Origin of the sequence: Pseudomonas sp., assembly GCF_035512415.1 — a bacterium.
Classification (GTDB): domain Bacteria; phylum Pseudomonadota; class Gammaproteobacteria; order Pseudomonadales; family Pseudomonadaceae; genus Aquipseudomonas.
On sequence record NZ_DATKDZ010000009.1, the window covers coordinates 288,866 to 306,920 of the forward strand.

An 18,055-nucleotide genomic window follows, 5' to 3' on the forward strand; every position below is an offset into this window, starting at 1 on the left:
CTGCATGGACATCAGCAATATCCCCTTCGGCACCACCGACTGGAGCCAGATCGAAGCCAGCGAACATACCGGCGAAACCGGCATGGCTTACTGGCGCACCCAGGTGTTCGGCACTATCCGCGTGCGCATGGTCGAGTACACCGCCGGCTACCTGGCCGATCACTGGTGCCACAAGGGTCATATCCTGCTGTGCCTGGAGGGCGAACTGCACACCGAACTGGAAGACGGCCGGTGCTTTGTGATGACCGCCGGCATGAGCTACCAGGTCGCCGACCAGGCCGAAGCCCACCGCTCCTCGACCACCACGGGCGCGCGGCTGTTTATCGTTGACTGAGCCCTAGCAGGCTTTGCGGTGGGATTACCTCTCGTAGGGCGGACATGCCGAAGGCTTGTTCGCCACGGGACAGTTAGCGGTGGACAAGGCTTCGCCATCTCCACCCTACAAAAGCGTGTTTCGTGGCCCGGATCACACCATCTGTAAATGCCGCTTACCCCTGGGCGGCGGATAAGCCGTATCGATCAGCGCCAGGTCCTCGGCACTCAACTGCAAGCCCGCCGCTTCGGCATTCAACTGCAGATGCGCCGGCTCGACCGCCTTGGGAATGGCAATCACCCCGGGTTGGCGCACGACCCAGGCCAGGGCGACCTGCGCCGGGGTGACGGCATGCCGTTCGGCCACCTCGCGCAGCGCCGGGTTGCCCAGCAGCTGGCCGGCCTGACCCAGCGGGCAGTAAGCCATCAAGGGCATGCCCTGTTGCTGCTGCCAGGGCAACAGATCGAACTCAATGCCACGCGCCTCGGGGTTGTAGAGCACCTGATTGGCGGCGCAGGCCGGTGCGCCCAGCTCCTCCAGATCGTCCAGATCGAAGTTGGAGACACCCCAGCGGCGGATCTTGCCCTGCTCGCGCAGACGCTCGAAGGCTTCGACGGTTTCCGCCAATGGATACTGGCCGCGCCAATGCAGCAGATAGAGGTCGATCACCTCGGTCTGCAGGCGCTGCAGACTGCGCTCACAGGCCGCCATCACACCACTGCGGCTGGCATTGTGCGGGTAGACCTTGCTGACCAGAAAAACCTGCTCGCGCCGCCCGGCAATCGCCTCGCCCACCACCGTTTCGGCACCGCCCTCGCCATACATCTCGGCACTGTCGATCAGGCGCAAGCCCAGATCGATACCTTGGCGCAGGGCAGCCACTTCGGCGCGGCGCAGGTCGGCATCCTCGCCCATGCGCCAGGTGCCCTGGCCGATCACCGGCACCTGGGCACCGGCTAATTCAAGCGTACGCATCGTCTTCGAACCTCTCCAGCTATGTGCTCGCCCAACAACAGTTGCATATCCACCCTACCCGCGCTCGCCACTCAACAACAAAAGCAACGACACCGGCTGCTCGCTTTCCGGGTGCAGAGGCTCCTGCAACCACTGCAAGCGCCAGCCGGTTTCAGTGAACAGGGCCAGCCAGGACTCCAGGGTGCGGAAAAACCAGGGCATGGGTTCGGCAAAGCCCTCGCCGAAACCGGCAAAACTCTCCACCCGCCAGCCGTCGCGGTAGCTGGCGTCGTTGCAGGCCCGCCAAGGATGCAGGGTCTGGATCAGCAGACGGCCGCCCGCAGCCAGCAGGCCGTGCAAGGCATTCAGGGTCGGAGCCAGGGGGTCTTCGAGCAGGGCGAAGTTGCACACCAGCAGGTCGAAGCGGCCCAGTTGCGCCGCCTGGCTTTCCAGTTCGGCATAACCGCAGACGCGGTACTGCGCACGCGAGCAGCCGGCCTGTCGGGCGACGGCGATCAGCGGCGCACTGGCATCCACGCCGACCGCCTCGATACCATGCTCGGCCAGGCCGCGGCACAGCCAGCCTTCACCGCAGCCGAGGTCAAGCACCCGGGTTGGGGCCAGGGCCAGAACGGCCTGGACAATCGCCGCATCGGTGACCAGATGGCGGCTTTCGATGCGCCGTTCGCGCACCGCCGCGGTCCAGGCATCGGCATTGGCCTGCCAGCTGAGGCTGAGTTGCTCACGATGATCGCGTTGCATGGATCACCTCTCCTGTAGATGCACGGCTCGATACTAGGGTCTGAAAATAAACCCGCCTCTGCAAAATACTCCCTGCCAGAGCACCCGCCCAACCGCTAGACTGGTTGGCAAGCGAGGTGAAGCGCGGAATCCGGCGCTGACGTCCAGCGCGGTTATTCGCACCCTATACACCTATGGATGAGTAAATCGGGCGAAATGAATATGGGTACATCCTGGCAACCTCAGATCACCCAACTGCCCAGCGACAGCCAGCCCAGCACGCCCCCCAAGGCTGGCAAGCGCCGCAGCAAAGTGAAAGTCGCCTTCTGGCTGTCACTGCTGTTGCTGCTGATCATTGCGGCCCTGCTGCTCGCCTATGAAATGCACAGTTCGCGCCTGCAGGCACATGAGCTTAGCCGCTATGCGCAATCTCTGAGTTATCGGGTCAAGCCCGGCCCCAGCCCGGCGATCAGCTACCCCAAGGAAGGTCCCTTCGATAAGCGCCTGGGTTATACCTATATCCCGCTGATGCTCGAACGCCTCGAACAGCGCGGTTTCAGCGTGCAACAGCAGGCGCAGTTCTCGCCGGCGCTGCTCGACTACGCCCAGCGCGGCTTCTTTATCCCTTACCCGGAAAAGATCCAGGCCGGCCTGCGCATCAGCGATTGCCGCGGCACGCCCTTCTATGAATTCCGCTACCCCCAGCAACGCTACCCGAGCTTTAGCGCCATCCCGCCGTTGGTCGCTGGCAGCCTGCTGTTTATCGAAAACCGCCATCTGCTCGACCCACAGCTGCCCCTGGCCAACCCGGCCGTGGACTGGCCGCGCTTTATCATGGCGGCGGCATCCCAGGTCGGCAAAATGCTCGACATGCAGGATCAATCCGCAGGCGGCAGCACCCTGGCCACCCAGCTGGAGAAATACCGCCACTCGCCGGATGGCCTGACCCTCTCGGCCTCGGAAAAGCTCCGGCAGATGATTTCCGCCAGCATTCGCGCCTACCAGAGCGGCCCGCAGACCCTGGCCGCGCGCGAGAATATCGTCCGCGACTACCTCAACAGCGTACCGCTCTCGGCGGCACCGGGGCATGGCGAGGTGCATGGCCTGGCCGATGGCCTGCGCATCTGGTTCGGCGCGGACTTTGCCCGGGTCAACCACCTGCTCGACCCGGCCCGCTCGCCCGAAGCCAGCGTGGCAGAGCGCGGCCTGGCCCTGCGTCAGGTACTGGCGCTGATGATCGCCCAACGCCGCCCCTCCTATTACCTGGCCCAGGGACGCCATGACCTGGCGGAACTGACCGACAGCCATATCCGCCTGCTGGCCAACGGCGGCCTGATCGACCAGCCGTTGCGCGATGCCGCCCTGAGCCAACCCCTCGCCTACCGCGACTGGGTGCAGGAACCCAACCTGCAGACCGTGGACGGCAATAAAGGCATCAGCGTCTCGCGCTCACGCCTCTCGGCCATGCTCAATATGCCGCTGTACGACCTCGATCGCCTCGACCTGAGCGTCACCAGCACCCTCCACGACGAACTGCAGCAGGCCGCCAGTCAGTATCTGCAGCAGCTGGCCGATCCGGAGTTTGCCGGGCAGATCGGCTTGTTCGGCGAGCGCCTGCTATCGCCGGAAAAAACCGCCGAAGTGCGCTACAGCTTCAACCTGTTCGAGCGTACAGCCACCGGTAGCCGGGTGCGGGTGCAGACCGACAGCACCGACCAGCCCTTCGACATCAATGAAGGCAGCAAACTGGAACTGGGCTCCACCGCCAAACTCAGGGTGCTGGCCACCTATCTGGAAATCACCGCCGAACTGCACCAGCGCTACGCCGGACACAGCGCCAGCGAACTGCGTACAGTCAACGGCCAGGACAACCTGACCCGCTGGGCCGTCGACTACCTGCTGCGCAACCCCGGGGCCAGCCTGCCGGCGATGCTCGAAGCTGCTCTGGAGCGCAAGTATTCGGCCAGCCCCGCGGAACGCTTCTTCACCGGCGGCGGTATCCATACCTTTGCCAACTTCCGCCGCGAGGACGACCACCGCATCGCCACCATGCGCGAAGCTCTGCGCGAGTCCCTCAACCTGCCGTTTATCCGCCTGATGCGCGACCTGGTGCGCTACAGCACCTATCAGGGCCCGGAAAACAGCGCCGAGCTGTTGAAAGACGACAAGGATCCCCGGCGTCAGGCCTATCTGATGGACTTCGCCGACCGCGAAGGCAAGACCTTCCTGCTGCGCTTCTGGCGCAAGTATCAGGGGCAACCCGAGCAACTTCGCCTGGAAACCTTCCTCAGCGGCCTGCGCCACACACCGGCGCGCCTGGCTGCCGTGCATCGCTATCTGTCGCCCGAGGCCGACCAAACCACCTTTGCCGCCTTCCTGCGCACCTACCTGCCCCAAGCCGCGCTGAGCGACGCGCGCGTCGCCGAGCTGTACCGAACCTATGGCCCCGGGGCCTACGACCTGCCGGACCAGGGCTATATCGCCCGGGTTCACCCGCTGGAACTGTGGCTGCTAGGCTATCTGATCGAGAACCCCCAGGCCACCTTCAGTGACGCGGTACAGGCCAGCCAGGATGAGCGCCAGGACGTCTACGGCTGGCTGTTCCGCAGCCGCCACAAGAGCGCCCGCGACAGCCGCATCCGCATCATGCTGGAGGTCGAAGCCTTCCTCGATATTCACCGGCGCTGGCAAAACCTGGGCTACCCCTTCGCCCACCTGGTGCCCTCCCTCGCCACCGCCATCGGCAGCTCCGGCGACCGCCCGGCGGCCCTGGCCGAGCTGATGGGGATCATCCAGAACGATGGCATTCGCCAGACCAGCGCGCGCATCGACAGCCTGCATTTTGCCGCCGACACCCCCTACGACACGCTGGTCGGGCGCAATCAGGTGGTGGGCACCCGGGTCATGGCCTCCGAAGTGGCCGCCGCCCTGCGCAACGCCCTCGCCGAAGTGGTCGACAACGGCACCGCACGCCGCCTGCAGGGCAGCTTCAAACTGGCCGATGGGCAGGTGCTGAAGGTCGGCGGTAAAACCGGTACCGGCGACAACCGTATCGAAACCGTCGGGGCTGGTGGCCGGGTGCTCAGCTCCCGGGCCATGAACCGCACGGCAACCTTTGTCTTCTACCTGGGGCCGCGCCATTACGGCACCCTCACCGCCTTCGTCCCCGGGCGCGCGGCGGAAAACTTCCGTTTCACCTCGGCGCTGCCGGTGCAGGTCCTCAAGGGCATGGCCCCGATCCTTATGCCCTACCTGGAACCCGGCCTTAACAGCCGCTGCCAGGAACCCCTGCCAGCGGTACAGGCCAGCTGGAAGTAAACCGCGGCGGCGACAATAAAAACGGGAGGCCAATGGCCTCCCGTTTAGCAACACCAGCCGCGGCTTATTTCGCCTTGTAGATGATCCCCGGGCTGCACTGCACCATCTGATAATGGGTGGGCAGACCGTTCAGAGCTTCGGAAGCCCCGAGAAACAGATAACCGCCCGGTTTTAACATCGCATGGATACGCGTGAGGATGTCCTTCTTCACCTCAGCCGAGAAATAGATCAGCACGTTGCGGCAGAACACCACATCGAACTTGCCGAGGCTGGCATAGCTGTCGAGCAGGTTGAGCGGGCGAAATTCGATGCGGCTGCGAATCGCCGGCTTGATCACCCAGCGCCCCGGCCCCTTGGGGTCGAAGTAGCGCTGCAGGCGCTCTTGGGACAGGCCACGGCCCATTGCCAGGCTGTCGTACTCGCCGGACTTGCAGTTGGCCAGCATGGTCGGCGACAGGTCGGTGGCGACAATCTGCACGCCGGCCTTGAGTTGGCCAATATTGGTTTTCTCGAACTCGTCGATGCTCATCGACAGCGAATAGGGTTCTTGCCCCGAAGAACAGGCGGCGGACCAAATGCGAATGCGCTGGCCGGGGCTGGCCTTGATCATCTCCGGCAGCACCCGGTTCTTCAGCACCTCGAAAGGATAGGTATCGCGAAACCACAGGGTTTCGTTGGTGGTCATGGCATCCACCACCTGCTCGCGCAGCCCGCTACGCGGTTGGGTTTGCATGCGCTGCACCAGATCCCCGAGGCTCTTGATACTGTTCTGTTCCATCAGTTTGTTGAGCCGGCTGGAAACCAGATACTGCTTGTTGGTACCCAGCAGGATGCCACAGGCTTTTTCCAGAAAAATCCGGAACTGCTCGAAATCCAAATTACCTGTAGACACTCGCGAGGCCTCGACGATCATGTTGTTCACTGAGGGCAAAGCCCTCAGTCCCCTGCCGAAAGATTGATGCGTTCAGCCACCCGCGCCGCCAGATCGTCGGGGCGGAACTTGGCGAGAAAGTCATCCGCGCCAACCTTCTTGACCATGGCCTGGTTGAACACACCGGAAAGCGAAGTATGCAGGATGATGTGTAGCTTTTGCATGCGTGGATCGGCGCGGATTTCCGCGGTCAGGGTATAGCCGTCCATCTCGGGCATCTCGATGTCGGAAATCAGCATGAGGAATTCCTCTTCCGGCTTGCGCCCCTCCTCGACCATGGCCTTCAGATAATCCAGCGCCTGGCGGCCATCGCTAAGTGCCACCACCTCAACGCCCACCGTCTCCAGACAGCGGGTAACCTGCTTGCGCGCCACCGAGGAATCGTCGCAGGTCAGCACCCGCTTGCTGACTGCGCGGGCCTGGGTCTGCGCATCAAGCACGCCCTCGGAGATCACTTCGGAAGTAGGCGCAACTTCGGCGAGCACCTTCTCGACGTCGATGATCTCGACCATCTTGTCGTCCAGATGGGTCACCGCCGTCAGGTAGTGATCGCGCCCCGTACCCTTGGGTGGTGGATGAATCGCCTCCCAGTTCATGTTGACGATGCGCTCGACCGACTGCACCAGAAAGCCCTGAACCTTGGTGTTGTACTCGGTGATGATCACGAAGCTGCTGCCGATATTTTCCAGTGGCGCACTACCGGTCGCCATGGACAGGTCGAGGATGGGAATGGTGCCGCCCCGGATATTGGCCACACCGCGGACCACCGGGCTGGATTTGGGCATGATGGTGAGTTTCGGGCACTGCAGCACCTCTTTCACCTTAAACACGTTGATCCCGTACAACTGGTTGCCGTTAAGACGAAACAGCAGCAGTTCCAAACGATTCTGCCCAACCAACTGAGTTCGTTGGTTAACCGAATCCATCACACCGGCCATACCCAAACTCCTTATTCGAGTAACAGGTTTTGTCAGCGTAGCAGGCGGCACGCGCCTTGCTACCAAACGCATATGAACACAGAAACGACAACTATCCGACACTTACTGGCAAACTGCCGCCACTGGCTGGCAGTTTTACCTGCTTTGCTGGCGCTCGGCTATGGCCCCCAGGTTTCAGCGGCGGCCATGCGTACCGATGACCTTATCGGCGCAAGCGAGATCTTTCTTGAGCAGGCAGTAAGCGATTATCTACAGCGTAGCAACATCGCGGGCCGCCACGAGATCCAGATCAACCGGCTCGACCCGCGGCTACGCCTGCCGCTGTGCGATCAGGAGCTGACCACCAGCCTGGAAAGCCCGGCCCAACCCATAGGCCGCGTGACCCTACGGGTGCGCTGCGATGGCAGCTCGCCGTGGACGGTGTTCGTCCCCGGGCAGGTGCGCCTGTACCGTGAAGTCGTCACTGCCATCCGCCCGCTCAAGCGCGACAATGTTGTGACAGAAATGGATGTCAGCCTGACCGAGCGCGATGTCGGCCTGCTCAATCAGGGCTATTTGACCAGCCTGAAGCAGGCCATTGGCAAGAAATTGACGCGAGCCTTGCTGCCCGATCAGGTATTGGCCCCCGTGCACGTTCAGCAGGCCGAGGTTATCCGCAAGGGCGACCAGGTGGTAATCAGCGCCCACAGCGGCGGCATCAGCGTGCGAATGCCCGGTGAAGCCTTGTCAGACGGGGCTCTGGGCAAACAGATCAGTGTGCGTAACCAGCGCTCCAAGCGGGTGATCAAGGGTCGAGTCACAGGCCCCGGACAAGTAGAAGTGGCCATGTAGGCATGATTCTTGTTTAGACTATGCCTAACGATTTTTCACAACGTGTTTTAGACTCATGCCTGACGCGGATTTTTTCTCCTAAAGTTTTATTGGCTAGCGCCGATAAGCAGGGCAAGCGTCCAAACACTGTTCGAGGTTTTGCATCATGGTCATCGACTTTAACCGGCCCAATAATGCCACCACCCCCGCTAACTCGGGGCGTACCGGCAGTGCCCAGTCTGGTGGACAGAATGAAGCCATCACGACCAAGCAGACTACCAGCGCACCCGCACCCGCCGAGCAGGCTCAGGCCAGCAAAAGCGGTGAATCGGTGCAGCTCAGCCGTGAAGCGCAACAGCTGCAGAAGATCAGCGAGAAGCTGCGCGACCAGCCGAGTGTCGACAATGAGCGCGTCGCTCAGCTTAAGCAGGCCATTGCCGACGGCAGCTACCAGGTCGACAGCCAGCGCGTGGCCAGCAAGCTGCTGAATTTCGAATCCCAGCGCTAGCCCCAGGGCTGCGCTGGGGGTAATGGTCGCCCGCCAGATCATCGAAGGCCGCTGTGCCCCAAGTGATCTGCCATCCCCAAGAGCCCGCCATGCACGACATCACCCTGCTTGAGCTGTTCACCGACGATATCGGCACCGCCGAGCGTTTGCTTGAATTAATCGATCACGAATTCCAGGCCCTCGGCGAGCGTGATCTGCCGCGCCTGCAAAACCTGTTGACGGAAAAGCAACCGCTGCTCGGCCTTCTCGAAGAGCATGGCCGTACCCGCAGCCAGCTGTTGCTTGACGCCCACCTCAGCGCCGACCGCGCCGGCCTGCAGGCGCTGGCCGCACAATCCAGCCAGGGCGCGCAGCTCCTCGAGCGCGGCGACCAGCTAAGCGACCTGCTCGAGCGCTGCCAGCAGGCCAACCTGCGCAATGGCCGTCTGATCCGCGCCAGCCAGGCGTCAACCAGCAGCATGCTGGGCATCCTGCGCGGCAACGAAACCCCCAGCCTCTATGACAGCCGCGGCGCTGCGGCTAGAATTGGCCAACAGCGCCCTCTAAGCCAGGCCTGATACCTATAACAAAGCACAAGGACATGCTGCCATATTGACAGTATGCTGGTGCTCAAGCTTTTGCTCGGAGAGTCACGGACCGTGTCCAATCCTTTTAATCAGGAAGAGGGCCCGCAACCACCCAAGGTGCTCAAGGCACCCGTGGAAATAGTTGCCAACCTGCGCCTACTGCAACAAAACCACGACCCACTGATCATCACCTTTCACGAACGCAACCAACGCTTCCAGAGCTATGTGATCGAGATTGATCGCGACAAGCAGGTGGTGATCCTGGATGAAATGATTCCCCGTGATGGCGAACGTTTCCTGCTCAATGGCGAGGCATTCCGTATCGAAGCCTTCCACGAAGGCGTGCGCGTGGCCTGGGAATGCGAACAGGATGTGCGTATCGCCGAGCATGAAGGGGCGCGCTGCTATCTCAGCCCGCTGCCCAGCGAAGTGCTCTACCACCAGCGCCGCAGCGCCTTCAGGGCCCCTCTCAAGCAGGCCGAACTGATCAAGGTCGAACTGGCCGGCGACAAGCTGCGCAACGCCCTGGCCGGACAACTGCTGGATATTTCCGCAACCGGTTGCAAAGTGCGCATACCCGGTAATGTCACTGGCAGCCTGCAGAGCGGTCAGGTATACGAACGCTTTACTCTGCAGTTCCCCTTTGGTGCCATGACCACGGCCCTGGAGCTGCGCCACGCCCAGTACGAAGAAAAGCTCGATATCACCTTTCTTGGCGCGCGCTTCCATCGCATGAGCGGGCTCGAACAGCGCCAGGTCGAACGTTTCGTCTACCAGCTGCAGCGCGAGGCTCGCCGCTTTGAAAGCGATGGGTTGTTCTAGATATTGATGCCCAGCGCCGCCAGGCGCGGCAGATCTTCGGGACGGTCGACGTCCCACAGGGTCGGCAGCAGGTGATGGCTCCAGTCCAGTTGCAGCAAGCGCGCCTGGGTCATCGGCAGCACCTGCTCCGTGCCCCAGGGCATATCGCTGAACAGCGATGAGGTGATGCGGCGCAACCCCAGCAGCACATAACCGCCATCCTCGGCAGGACCAATGACCACCGATTGATTCTGCAGGGCCGCACAGGCACTGCCCAGGTAACCGCCATCCAGCGCCGGGCAGTCATTGCCGATCAGGATCACCCCGTCGCTTTCCGCCAGCCCTAGGGCAGCGATACGCCGCATACGCTCGCCGAGATCCCCCGCCGGTTGTTCGACCAGGGTCCAGCCCAACTTTTCGGCCAAGGCCTGCAGGTGCTTATCCGCCTCATCGTCGAGCCACAGAAAGCGCTCGCTGAAACCCTCCCCAGGCAGTTGCAGGGCGCGCTCCAGCAGCAGCCGTTGCAGATCGCACGCACCCTCCCTGCCCAGCGCCGGAATCAAACGCGTCTTCACCCGCCCAGGTACGGGCGCGCGCGCCAGCATGTGCAGGGAAATCGACAGATTCATGGTGGTGCCCCTCGTTGATACTGGCGCGCCAGCTTCTCCGGGCTGACCCCGCAGTAGTAAGCCAGACGCAAACGCCACATAAGCACCAAGGTACGCCAAATTCCCTGCTGCTCCCAGCGCCGGCTCGAGGTGGTCAGGGTCGGGCGCAGGCAGCACGGCCAGGCCAGGCGCTTGAGCCGGCGACAGAGCTCGAGGTCTTCCATCAGAGGGATATCGGCATAGCCGCCGAGCGCTTCGAAGGTCGCCCGGGCGACGAAGATCCCCTGGTCGCCCGAGGCAATGCCGGTCAGACGCGAACGCAGGCTGATCATGCTGCCGATCAGCCTGAACATCGAACCACGCGCGGACAGACGCACATCGAAACGCCCCCACAGCGGGCGCTCGATCAACACATCAAGCAAGCGCCGAATGGCCTCGGGGCTGACCCGGGTATCGGCATGCACAAACCACAGGTAGTCGCCAACCGCCGCAGCGGCCCCGGCATTCATCTGCCGCGCCCGCCCAGCGGCGCAACTGAGCAACTGATCAACATGACCGGTGGCCAACTCAATGCTGGCGTCGCTGCTGCCGCCATCGACCAGCAGCAGTTCGGCTCCGGCCTCGCGCAGGGCCGCCAGGTCGGCCAGCAACAGGGGCAAGGCCTGAGCCTCGTTACGGACCGGGATGATCACGCTCAGCAGCAGGCTCATGGCCGCGTCTCGGGCTCACCATCCTGGGGCACAGCCTCATCCTCTGCCGGCGGTTCGCTATCGTGCATCTGTTCGTGCACCACCTGTTCATCGACCCGCGGATCAAGCGCCGCAGTCAGAGGCGAGCTGGTCGTGCTGTCAGGCATCGGAATATGGTGCAGCGGCGCATCCTCGACCTGATGCAGATGGGTGACTCGCTCCGGCCGCACGCGGATAACCAGGATCATCGCGCAGGCACAGACGAAGGCATAGAGCATATTGGCCCCGAGATAACGCATCAGTACACCCGCCAGCAACGGGCCGATACTGGCTCCCACGCCAAAGGTCACCAATAGCATGGCCGTCAGTGATACCCGCCGCTCACCCTCGACATGGTCATTGGCCAGAGCCACCGCCAGGGGGTAGAGGCTGAATTGCAAGGCGCAGACCAGAAAGCCCACGGCAAACAACAGCGCCAGCGTCGCCTCTGCCAGCAGCGCCAGCGGCAAGGCGGCCAGCACCAGCAAGGCCGCACAGCCGCGGATCAACTGGACGCGATCATGCCGGTCCGACAGCCAGCCCAGCGGCCACTGCACCAGCAACCCGGCGAGGATGCTGCACCCCATAAACAGACCGACCTGTTCGGTAGACAGCCCCATGCGCGTGCCATACAGCGGTGCCAGGCCATAGAAGGCCCCGATCAGCAGGCCGGACACGGCAATGGTGGTCAGCGACAGTGGCACCCGCGAGATAAAGAAACGCAGCTCCAGCGGAGCCGGATGCAAGGGGGCCGGGTGCAGCTTGTGGGTCAAAGCTACGGGCACTAGGCACAGGGCGAAACACAGGGCCACCAGCATCAGCAGCTCCAGGCCCAGCGCGGGATGCACCACCAGCACCAACTGGCCCAGAATCAGGCCCAGGTAGGAGGCCGCCATATAACCGGCGAACACCTGGCCGCGCTGGCTGATATCGGCCTGCTCGTTGAGCCAGCTTTCGATCACCATGTACTGGCACATCATGCACAGGCCGACCAGCATCCGCAGCACCAGCCAGGCCGGCAGCCAGTCGCTCAGCCCATGGCCAAGCACCGCAGCGGTGACCACGCCAGCGCAAGCCACATAAGCGCGAATATGCCCCACCCGCGCGATCAGTCGATGGCCCAACTTGCCGCCCAGCACCAGGCCCAGGTAGTTCGCCGTCATCAAGGCACCCACCCACAAGCCGTCGGCGGTTTGCGCCAGGCGCAAGCCCAGGTATGTACTGAGCAGACCCGAGCCGAGCAGCATCAACAGGCTGGCGAAATACAACGAACTGAACGACTTGAGAATCAGACTCATAGGGCGGTATTTGGCTCCGTTAAGGGCCGCCGAAAACATATCCGACGGTAGAACATGGGCAGGCGATCAAGTGGCTCAGTCGGCGGGCCATCCGCCTATACCTGAGCGGCCAGCACCCGGCGCTCCCAGGGCGTGATCTCATCCTGGAAGCTTGTAAGCTCCAAGGCCTTGCTGGCCAGATAGCCGGCGATAAACTCCTCGCCGAACAGCTCCCGCGCCAACTGACTGCGCTTCAGACGCTCGATAGCGGCATGCATGGTACAGGGTAGCGTCAATTCATCCGGCACTTCGAACTCCCCCTGGATCGGCGCACTGGGCTGCAACTGCCGTTCGAGCCCATGCAGACCTGCGGCCAGACTGGCGGCCAGAGCCAGATAGGGGTTGGCATCGGCCCCCGGCAGGCGGTTCTCCACCCGTCGCGCCACGGGCGCACTGGCCGGTATGCGCAGGCCGGCGGCGCGGTTGTCCTCGGACCAGCAGGCATTGTTCGGCGAAGCAAAGGGCTGATACAGGCGCTGATAGGAATTCACATGGGGCGCGAACAGCAGGGTGAAGTCAGCCAGGGCCGCCTGCTGGCCGCCGATAAAGTGATAGAAGGCCGGCGTCGCCTGGCCATCGGCGGCGCTGAAGATATTCTGCCCACTGCCCTGCTCCACCACGCTCTGGTGCAGGTGCATGGAGCTACCCGCCGTATGCGCCAGGGGCTTGGCCATGCACAGCACATTCAGACCATGCTTGAGACCGACCTCCTTGAGCAGGTGCTTGAACAGAAAAGTCTGATCGGCCAGCAGCAGCGGGTCGCCGTGCAGCAGGTTGATCTCGAACTGGCTGACGCCCATCTCGTGCATAAAGGTATCGCGCGGCAGGCCTAGGGCGGTCATGCAGGCGTAGACCTCCTGGAAGAACGGCCGCAGGCCATTATTGGAACTGACACTAAAGGCCGCTGTGCCCTCCTCGCGCCGGCCATCCAGGCCCAACGGCGACTGAAATGGCTGGCGCGGATCGGGGTTGGGCGCGCAGACGAAGAACTCCAGCTCGGTCGCCACCACCGCCTGCCAGCCATGGTCGGCATAGCGGGCCAGCACGCGCTTGAGCAGGCCCCGGGTGGACAAGCCGGAGCTGCGCCCGTCCAGTTCATCGGCATCGCAGATCGCCAGGGCCCGCGGCGTGTCGCTCCAGGGCAGCCGGTGCACCTGCCCCGGCGCGGCATTCAGGGCCAGATCACCGTCGTCGCTGCCATAGAACCGCGGTGCCGGATAACCGCCCATGATGCATTGCAGCAGCACGCCGCGAGCCAGCTGCAGACGCCGCCCTTCGAGAAACCCCTCAGCCGTCATCACCTTGCCACGCGGCACGCCATTGAGATCGGGGGTCACACATTCGATTTCATCGATACCCCGCAGTAATTCGGCCATGGCGGTGCGGTTGGGGCTGTTCATTTGCGTTGTCCTTATATGCGCAAGAGCCGTATGCGAACGGCGAGGCGTACAAAATACGCATCGGCCGTTCAGTATTTCAAGCAAAGTCCCGACTCCGAACAGCCGCAGCCCCAGGCCTGCGCAGATACATCTAATAAATAGATAATAACGATACAACAGCAAGCGCCTCTATAACCGCACAAAAGAGCCGGACAACAAATGTGAAACAGCCGTTCTAGAGCGGTAAAACCCAACTATCAAGCGCATCGATTATTACCATGCCCAGGCTCGACTTCTTCATCAATTTTTCATCAGTAATATGGGCTCCGTAGTCACTTACCGCCCTCACGAGGAGCCTGAACATGAAAAAGCAAATGATCACCGCACTGTTCCTGACCAGCCTGTCCGCTGGTGCATTCGCCCTGCCACAAGGCAGCCCACAACCCCTGCTTGGCGAAGCCCAAGACAGCAGCGTTAAAACGGTTATCGGTTTTGGCAGCACTCCGCTGGCCGAAGGCGGTGCCGAACGTCTGCAACAGCGCCTGCGTATCGCCGCTGACGGCTCCGACCGGGTAGGTCCTAACCGTCTTGCCGAGGGTGGTGCCGAACGCCTGCAACAGCGTCTGCGTATTGCTGCTGACGGTGCCGACCGGGTAGGTCCCAACCGTCTCGCCGAAGGTGGTGCCGAACGCCTGCAACAGCGTCTGCGTATCGCCGCTGACGGTTCCGACCGAGTAGGTCCTGACCGTCTTGTCGAAGGTGGTGCCGAACGCCTGCAACAGCGTCTGCGTATCGCCGCTGACGGCTCCGACCGGGTAGGTCCTGACCGTCTCGCCGAAGGTGGTGCCGACCGCCTGCAACAGCGTCTGCGTATCGCCGCTGACGGTTCCGACCGGGTAGGCCCTAACCGTCTTGCCGAAGGTGGTGCTGAGCGCACCCCGGGCCAGCGTATTGGCTAACGCCCTGGCTGCAGATACATCTCCACCCCAGCAAAGGTGCCCCCACGGGCACCTTTGGCGTATCTGGCGGTTTATTCCAGCTGTGCCAGACGCTCTTCCAGGGCCGCCAGCCGGGCCTCCAGGGCGTCCAGACGGCTCTCATATTGAGCACTGCTGCTAGCCCGCGCCGGCTCACTCGCCCGCGCCTCGATGGCCGCCTGCAGATCCGCCGGATCCCCCAGCACATGCATATAGCGCTCTTCACGCTGCCCCGCCTGGCGCGGTAACTGGCACACCAGGCCGCGACTGATCAGGCGCTCCAGATTGTGCTGCACCTGCTCGGCATCCTCGAAGTCATGCATACGACTGCTGCGCGTCAGCAACTCATTGACCGTCTGCGGGCCCCGCAGCAGCAACAGGCCGATCAATATCTGCTGGGCCGCGATCAACTCCAGGCCCTTGTCGGCGCGATGTTCCCAGCGATCGGCGCGACTGCCCATCACCAGCCGTGCCAGACTGCGACCTTCGAGACTGCGCAGGGCCTGACCGACCTGGCCAGGACTCAGGTTCAGTACCGGCTCGCGACTGGTTTTCTGATTGCACGCCAACACCAGGGCATTGAGGGTCAGGGGATAGGCCTCCGGGGTGGTGGCCTGCTTTTCGATCAGGCAACCCAGGGTTCTGGCTTCGACTGCCGTCAGGGGCACGCTGCCTGATTGGTTAACGCTTTCACTGGACATGACAACCTCACTCACACGGACATGGCGCTAGCCTACCCTACCTAGCCTGACTGGCAGCGGCTTGATATCACCGCCAGCCGCAACAGCCGAAATCGACCACCGGGCCATCAGGTTGGGCGCATAACGCCCGGGAACAAAACACTGTGCTAAAGTCGCGCGCTATTTTTTGCCGTGGTGCCTTCGCCCCGACAAATTGCCTGATTCACTGCCACGCAGCCAACGCATCCAGGCGTACCCGCTACGCCACACAAGAGATTGCCGGCTCACCCGCACATTATTGAGATGCATGCCATGACTGCTGCCCAACACCCGCTCTTGCAGATATTCAACCGCACCAGCCTGGTGCTACAGATCTTTATCGGCCTGCTCGCCGGCATCGCCCTGGCTCTGTTCTGGCCCGAAGCGGCCAGCCGCGTCAGTTTTCTCGGCACGGTATTCGTTTCGGCCCTGAAAGCCGTGGCCCCGGTGCTAGTGTTTATCCTGGTCACCGCCTCGATTGCCAACCACCAACGCGACCAGCAAACCCACATCCGGCCGATCCTGCTGCTCTACCTGTTCGGCACCTTCAGCGCCGCCCTGATTGCCGTCAGCGCCAGTTTCGTTTTTCCCTCGAGCCTGACCCTGGTCAGCAACAGCGCCGACCTGACGCCCCCCGGCGGTATCAGCGAAGTGCTGCAAACCCTGCTGCTCAATGTGGTCGACAACCCGGTCAATGCGCTGCTCAAAGGTAACTTTATCGGCATTCTGGCCTGGGCCATCGGCCTCGGTCTGGCCTTCCGCCATGCCAGCCCGAGCAGCAAGATGATGCTCGCCGACCTCTCCACCGGGGTCACCGCCATCGTCAAGCTGGTAATCCGCCTGGCTCCCCTGGGGATCTTTGGCCTGGTGGCCGCGACCCTGGCCGAATCGGGCATGGCGGCGCTGCTCGACTACCTGCACCTGCTGCTGGTACTGGTCGGCTGCATGCTGTTCGTGGCCCTGGTGGTCAACCCGGCCATCGTCTTCTTCAAGCTGCGCCGCAACCCCTACCCGCTGGTCTTCACCTGCCTGCGCGAAAGCGGCCTGACCGCCTTCTTCACCCGCAGCTCGGCGGCCAATATCCCGGTCAACCTGCAGCTGTGCCAGCGCCTGGGCCTGCATGAGGAAACCTACTCGGTGTCGATCCCCCTGGGGGCCACCATCAATATGGCCGGGGCCGCCATCACCATCAGCGTGCTGACCCTGGCCGCGGTGCATACCCTGGGTATCGCCGTGGATCTGCCCACCGCCCTGCTGCTCAGCCTGCTGGCGTCGATCAGTGCCTGCGGAGCCTCGGGCGTGGCCGGCGGCTCACTGCTGCTGATCCCTCTGGCTTGCAGCCTGTTCGGCATCCCCAATGAAGTGGCCATGCAGGTGGTGGCAGTCGGCTTTATCATCGGCATCGTTCAGGATTCGGCGGAAACCGCGCTGAACTCCTCCACCGACGTGCTGTTTACCGCGGCGGCCTGCATCAGCGAAGAGCAGCGCCAGGCCTGACAGGCCAGCGCAACGTAAAAAGGCTTACGCAATGCGTAAGCCTTTTTACGGCCGGCCCTCCCTGGCGGCCACCCTGCGGGCCGTCGCTGCGCGACGTTAAAAATTGCTCCCTGCAATTTTTCAGATTTGGCGTCCCCTGCTGGAATCGAACCAGCATCTAGCCCTTAGGAGGGGCTTGTTCTATCCGTTGAACTAAGGGGACCTGTTGCGGGCCGGTTGCACAAGCCACCGGCCGGGCCGCATCTTAGCGAGCCTGCACGCTTTTGTCATGCCGCTGCCATCAAGCCTTGGCCATACTCCAGCTGGATCAGCACGGAGATCGCCATGAAACAGCTCAAGCCCTCGCCAGACTCGCCTTTCTCCACCCTCAGCCTGCGCGCCGCCAGCGTCAACGACGCCGCCGCCCTGAGCGCACTGCTGCAACAGCTGGCCCCACAAGAACCGCGCGCCGACGCCAAGCTGCTGGCCCTGCGCCTGGCCGAGCTACCGGCCAGCCGCGCGGTACTGGTGGCCGAGCGCAATGGCAAACTGCTGGGCACCTGCACGGTCAACCTGATCGAACACCTGGCGCATAACTTCGCCCGCTCGGCGATTCTCGAAGATGTGGTGGTGGATGCCGACGCCCGCGGCCTGGGCATCGGCCAGGCGCTGTTAAGCAAAGCAGTGGAACGCGCGCGCAGCTGGGGTTGCTACAAGCTGGCGTTGTCCAGTAGCCAGAGCCGCGAGGCCGCTCATCGCTTCTATGAACAACAGGGGTTTGAACTGCATGGCGTCAGTCTGGCGCTCACGCTGGACTGAAAACCTTGGTGGATAAGCTGCGCGTTATCCACCTACCCGGCTAATCGCAGGCTGGATAAGAACGGCGCTGCACCGCTCGGGTAGCCGGATAAGCCTTGGCGCAATCCGGGAAATACTCTGCCCGGCCTGCCA

Annotated in this window: 18 protein-coding genes and 1 tRNA gene; 9 read left to right on the top strand and 10 right to left on the bottom strand. The window is 62.8% G+C overall.

What is annotated here, in order from left to right; all coding sequences use genetic code 11:
• Positions 1 to 4 precede the first annotated feature (4 nt).
• Positions 5 to 334, top strand: a complete 330-nt coding sequence (locus tag VMP31_RS04830) for a DHCW motif cupin fold protein (RefSeq protein WP_325504627.1) — start codon at positions 5 to 7, stop codon at positions 332 to 334.
• Positions 335 to 466: 132 nt separating this feature from the next.
• Here the strand turns inward: VMP31_RS04830 and VMP31_RS04835 are convergent, their stop codons facing one another.
• Both VMP31_RS04835 and VMP31_RS04840 read right to left on the bottom strand, forming a co-directional pair.
• Positions 467 to 1,288 (bottom strand): aldo/keto reductase, encoded by an 822-nt coding sequence (locus VMP31_RS04835; RefSeq protein ID WP_325504629.1) that lies wholly within the window; start codon positions 1,286 to 1,288, stop codon positions 467 to 469.
• Between the two features lie 54 nt (positions 1,289 to 1,342).
• Positions 1,343 to 2,029 (bottom strand): class I SAM-dependent methyltransferase, encoded by a 687-nt coding sequence (locus tag VMP31_RS04840; RefSeq protein ID WP_325504631.1) that lies wholly within the window; start codon positions 2,027 to 2,029, stop codon positions 1,343 to 1,345.
• Positions 2,030 to 2,230: 201 nt separating this feature from the next.
• Here VMP31_RS04840 and VMP31_RS04845 point away from each other — a divergent pair, with 201 nt between their 5' ends.
• Complete coding sequence (locus tag VMP31_RS04845; protein ID WP_325504633.1) at positions 2,231 to 5,326, top strand: transglycosylase domain-containing protein; 3,096 nt, start codon at positions 2,231 to 2,233, stop codon at positions 5,324 to 5,326.
• Between the two features lie 64 nt (positions 5,327 to 5,390).
• Here VMP31_RS04845 and cheR read toward each other — a convergent pair whose 3' ends face one another.
• Together cheR and VMP31_RS04855 are read right to left on the bottom strand one after the other, a co-directional pair.
• The gene (cheR, locus tag VMP31_RS04850; RefSeq protein ID WP_325504768.1) at positions 5,391 to 6,218 is read right to left on the bottom strand and encodes a protein-glutamate O-methyltransferase CheR; all 828 of its coding nucleotides are present in this window, start codon (positions 6,216 to 6,218) and stop codon (positions 5,391 to 5,393) included.
• Positions 6,219 to 6,262: 44 nt separating this feature from the next.
• On the bottom strand, positions 6,263 to 7,195 hold the full coding sequence (locus tag VMP31_RS04855; protein ID WP_325504635.1) for a chemotaxis protein CheV: 933 nt from the start codon (positions 7,193 to 7,195) through the stop codon (positions 6,263 to 6,265).
• Between the two features lie 72 nt (positions 7,196 to 7,267).
• On the opposite strand from VMP31_RS04855, the gene flgA reads away from it, so the two are divergent.
• The 4 genes from flgA (at position 7,268) to VMP31_RS04875 (ending at position 9,901) form a co-directional block, all read left to right on the top strand.
• Positions 7,268 to 8,026 (top strand): flagellar basal body P-ring formation chaperone FlgA, encoded by a 759-nt coding sequence (flgA, locus tag VMP31_RS04860; protein WP_325504638.1) that lies wholly within the window; start codon positions 7,268 to 7,270, stop codon positions 8,024 to 8,026.
• Between the two features lie 145 nt (positions 8,027 to 8,171).
• A complete protein-coding gene (flgM, locus tag VMP31_RS04865) occupies positions 8,172 to 8,513 on the top strand; it encodes a flagellar biosynthesis anti-sigma factor FlgM (protein ID WP_325504640.1) in 342 nt (113 codons plus the stop codon).
• 89 nt (positions 8,514 to 8,602) lie between these two features.
• Positions 8,603 to 9,070, top strand: a complete 468-nt coding sequence (locus tag VMP31_RS04870; RefSeq protein WP_325504642.1) for a flagella synthesis protein FlgN — start codon at positions 8,603 to 8,605, stop codon at positions 9,068 to 9,070.
• Positions 9,071 to 9,151: 81 nt separating this feature from the next.
• Positions 9,152 to 9,901 carry a flagellar brake protein gene (locus VMP31_RS04875; RefSeq protein WP_325504644.1) on the top strand — a complete coding sequence of 250 codons (750 nt, stop codon included), beginning with the start codon at positions 9,152 to 9,154 and terminating at the stop codon, positions 9,899 to 9,901.
• Here VMP31_RS04875 and VMP31_RS04880 read toward each other — a convergent pair.
• The 4 genes from VMP31_RS04880 to VMP31_RS04895 form a co-directional block, all read right to left on the bottom strand.
• Positions 9,898 to 10,509 carry a TIGR04282 family arsenosugar biosynthesis glycosyltransferase gene (locus tag VMP31_RS04880; protein WP_325504646.1) on the bottom strand — a complete coding sequence of 204 codons (612 nt, stop codon included), beginning with the start codon at positions 10,507 to 10,509 and terminating at the stop codon, positions 9,898 to 9,900. The genes VMP31_RS04875 and VMP31_RS04880 overlap by 4 nt on opposite strands.
• Positions 10,506 to 11,198, bottom strand: a complete 693-nt coding sequence (locus VMP31_RS04885; protein ID WP_325504648.1) for a TIGR04283 family arsenosugar biosynthesis glycosyltransferase — start codon at positions 11,196 to 11,198, stop codon at positions 10,506 to 10,508. Before VMP31_RS04885 ends, VMP31_RS04880 begins: the two co-directional genes overlap by 4 nt.
• Positions 11,195 to 12,514 carry an MFS transporter gene (locus tag VMP31_RS04890; RefSeq protein WP_325504650.1) on the bottom strand — a complete coding sequence of 440 codons (1,320 nt, stop codon included), beginning with the start codon at positions 12,512 to 12,514 and terminating at the stop codon, positions 11,195 to 11,197. Before VMP31_RS04890 ends, VMP31_RS04885 begins: the two co-directional genes overlap by 4 nt.
• A gap of 95 nt (positions 12,515 to 12,609) precedes the next feature.
• Complete coding sequence (locus tag VMP31_RS04895; RefSeq protein ID WP_325504770.1) at positions 12,610 to 13,851, bottom strand: glutamine synthetase family protein; 1,242 nt, start codon at positions 13,849 to 13,851, stop codon at positions 12,610 to 12,612.
• A 443-nt stretch (positions 13,852 to 14,294) separates the two neighbouring features.
• Between VMP31_RS04895 and VMP31_RS04900 the strand changes: the two genes are divergently transcribed.
• Positions 14,295 to 14,891 carry a phage infection protein gene (locus VMP31_RS04900; RefSeq protein ID WP_325504652.1) on the top strand — a complete coding sequence of 199 codons (597 nt, stop codon included), beginning with the start codon at positions 14,295 to 14,297 and terminating at the stop codon, positions 14,889 to 14,891.
• Positions 14,892 to 14,962: 71 nt separating this feature from the next.
• Here the strand turns inward: VMP31_RS04900 and VMP31_RS04905 are convergent, their stop codons facing one another.
• The gene (locus VMP31_RS04905) at positions 14,963 to 15,625 is read right to left on the bottom strand and encodes a YceH family protein (RefSeq protein ID WP_414705431.1); all 663 of its coding nucleotides are present in this window, start codon (positions 15,623 to 15,625) and stop codon (positions 14,963 to 14,965) included.
• A gap of 276 nt (positions 15,626 to 15,901) precedes the next feature.
• Between VMP31_RS04905 and sstT the strand changes: the two genes are divergently transcribed.
• The gene (gene sstT, locus VMP31_RS04910; RefSeq protein WP_325504656.1) at positions 15,902 to 17,125 is read left to right on the top strand and encodes a serine/threonine transporter SstT; all 1,224 of its coding nucleotides are present in this window, start codon (positions 15,902 to 15,904) and stop codon (positions 17,123 to 17,125) included.
• A 127-nt stretch (positions 17,126 to 17,252) separates the two neighbouring features.
• On the opposite strand, the gene VMP31_RS04915 is transcribed toward sstT, so the two are convergent.
• Positions 17,253 to 17,327, bottom strand: a tRNA-Arg gene (locus VMP31_RS04915).
• A gap of 122 nt (positions 17,328 to 17,449) precedes the next feature.
• Here VMP31_RS04915 and VMP31_RS04920 point away from each other — a divergent pair.
• Complete coding sequence (locus tag VMP31_RS04920) at positions 17,450 to 17,923, top strand: GNAT family N-acetyltransferase (protein ID WP_325504658.1); 474 nt, start codon at positions 17,450 to 17,452, stop codon at positions 17,921 to 17,923.
• Positions 17,924 to 18,055 lie beyond the last annotated feature (132 nt).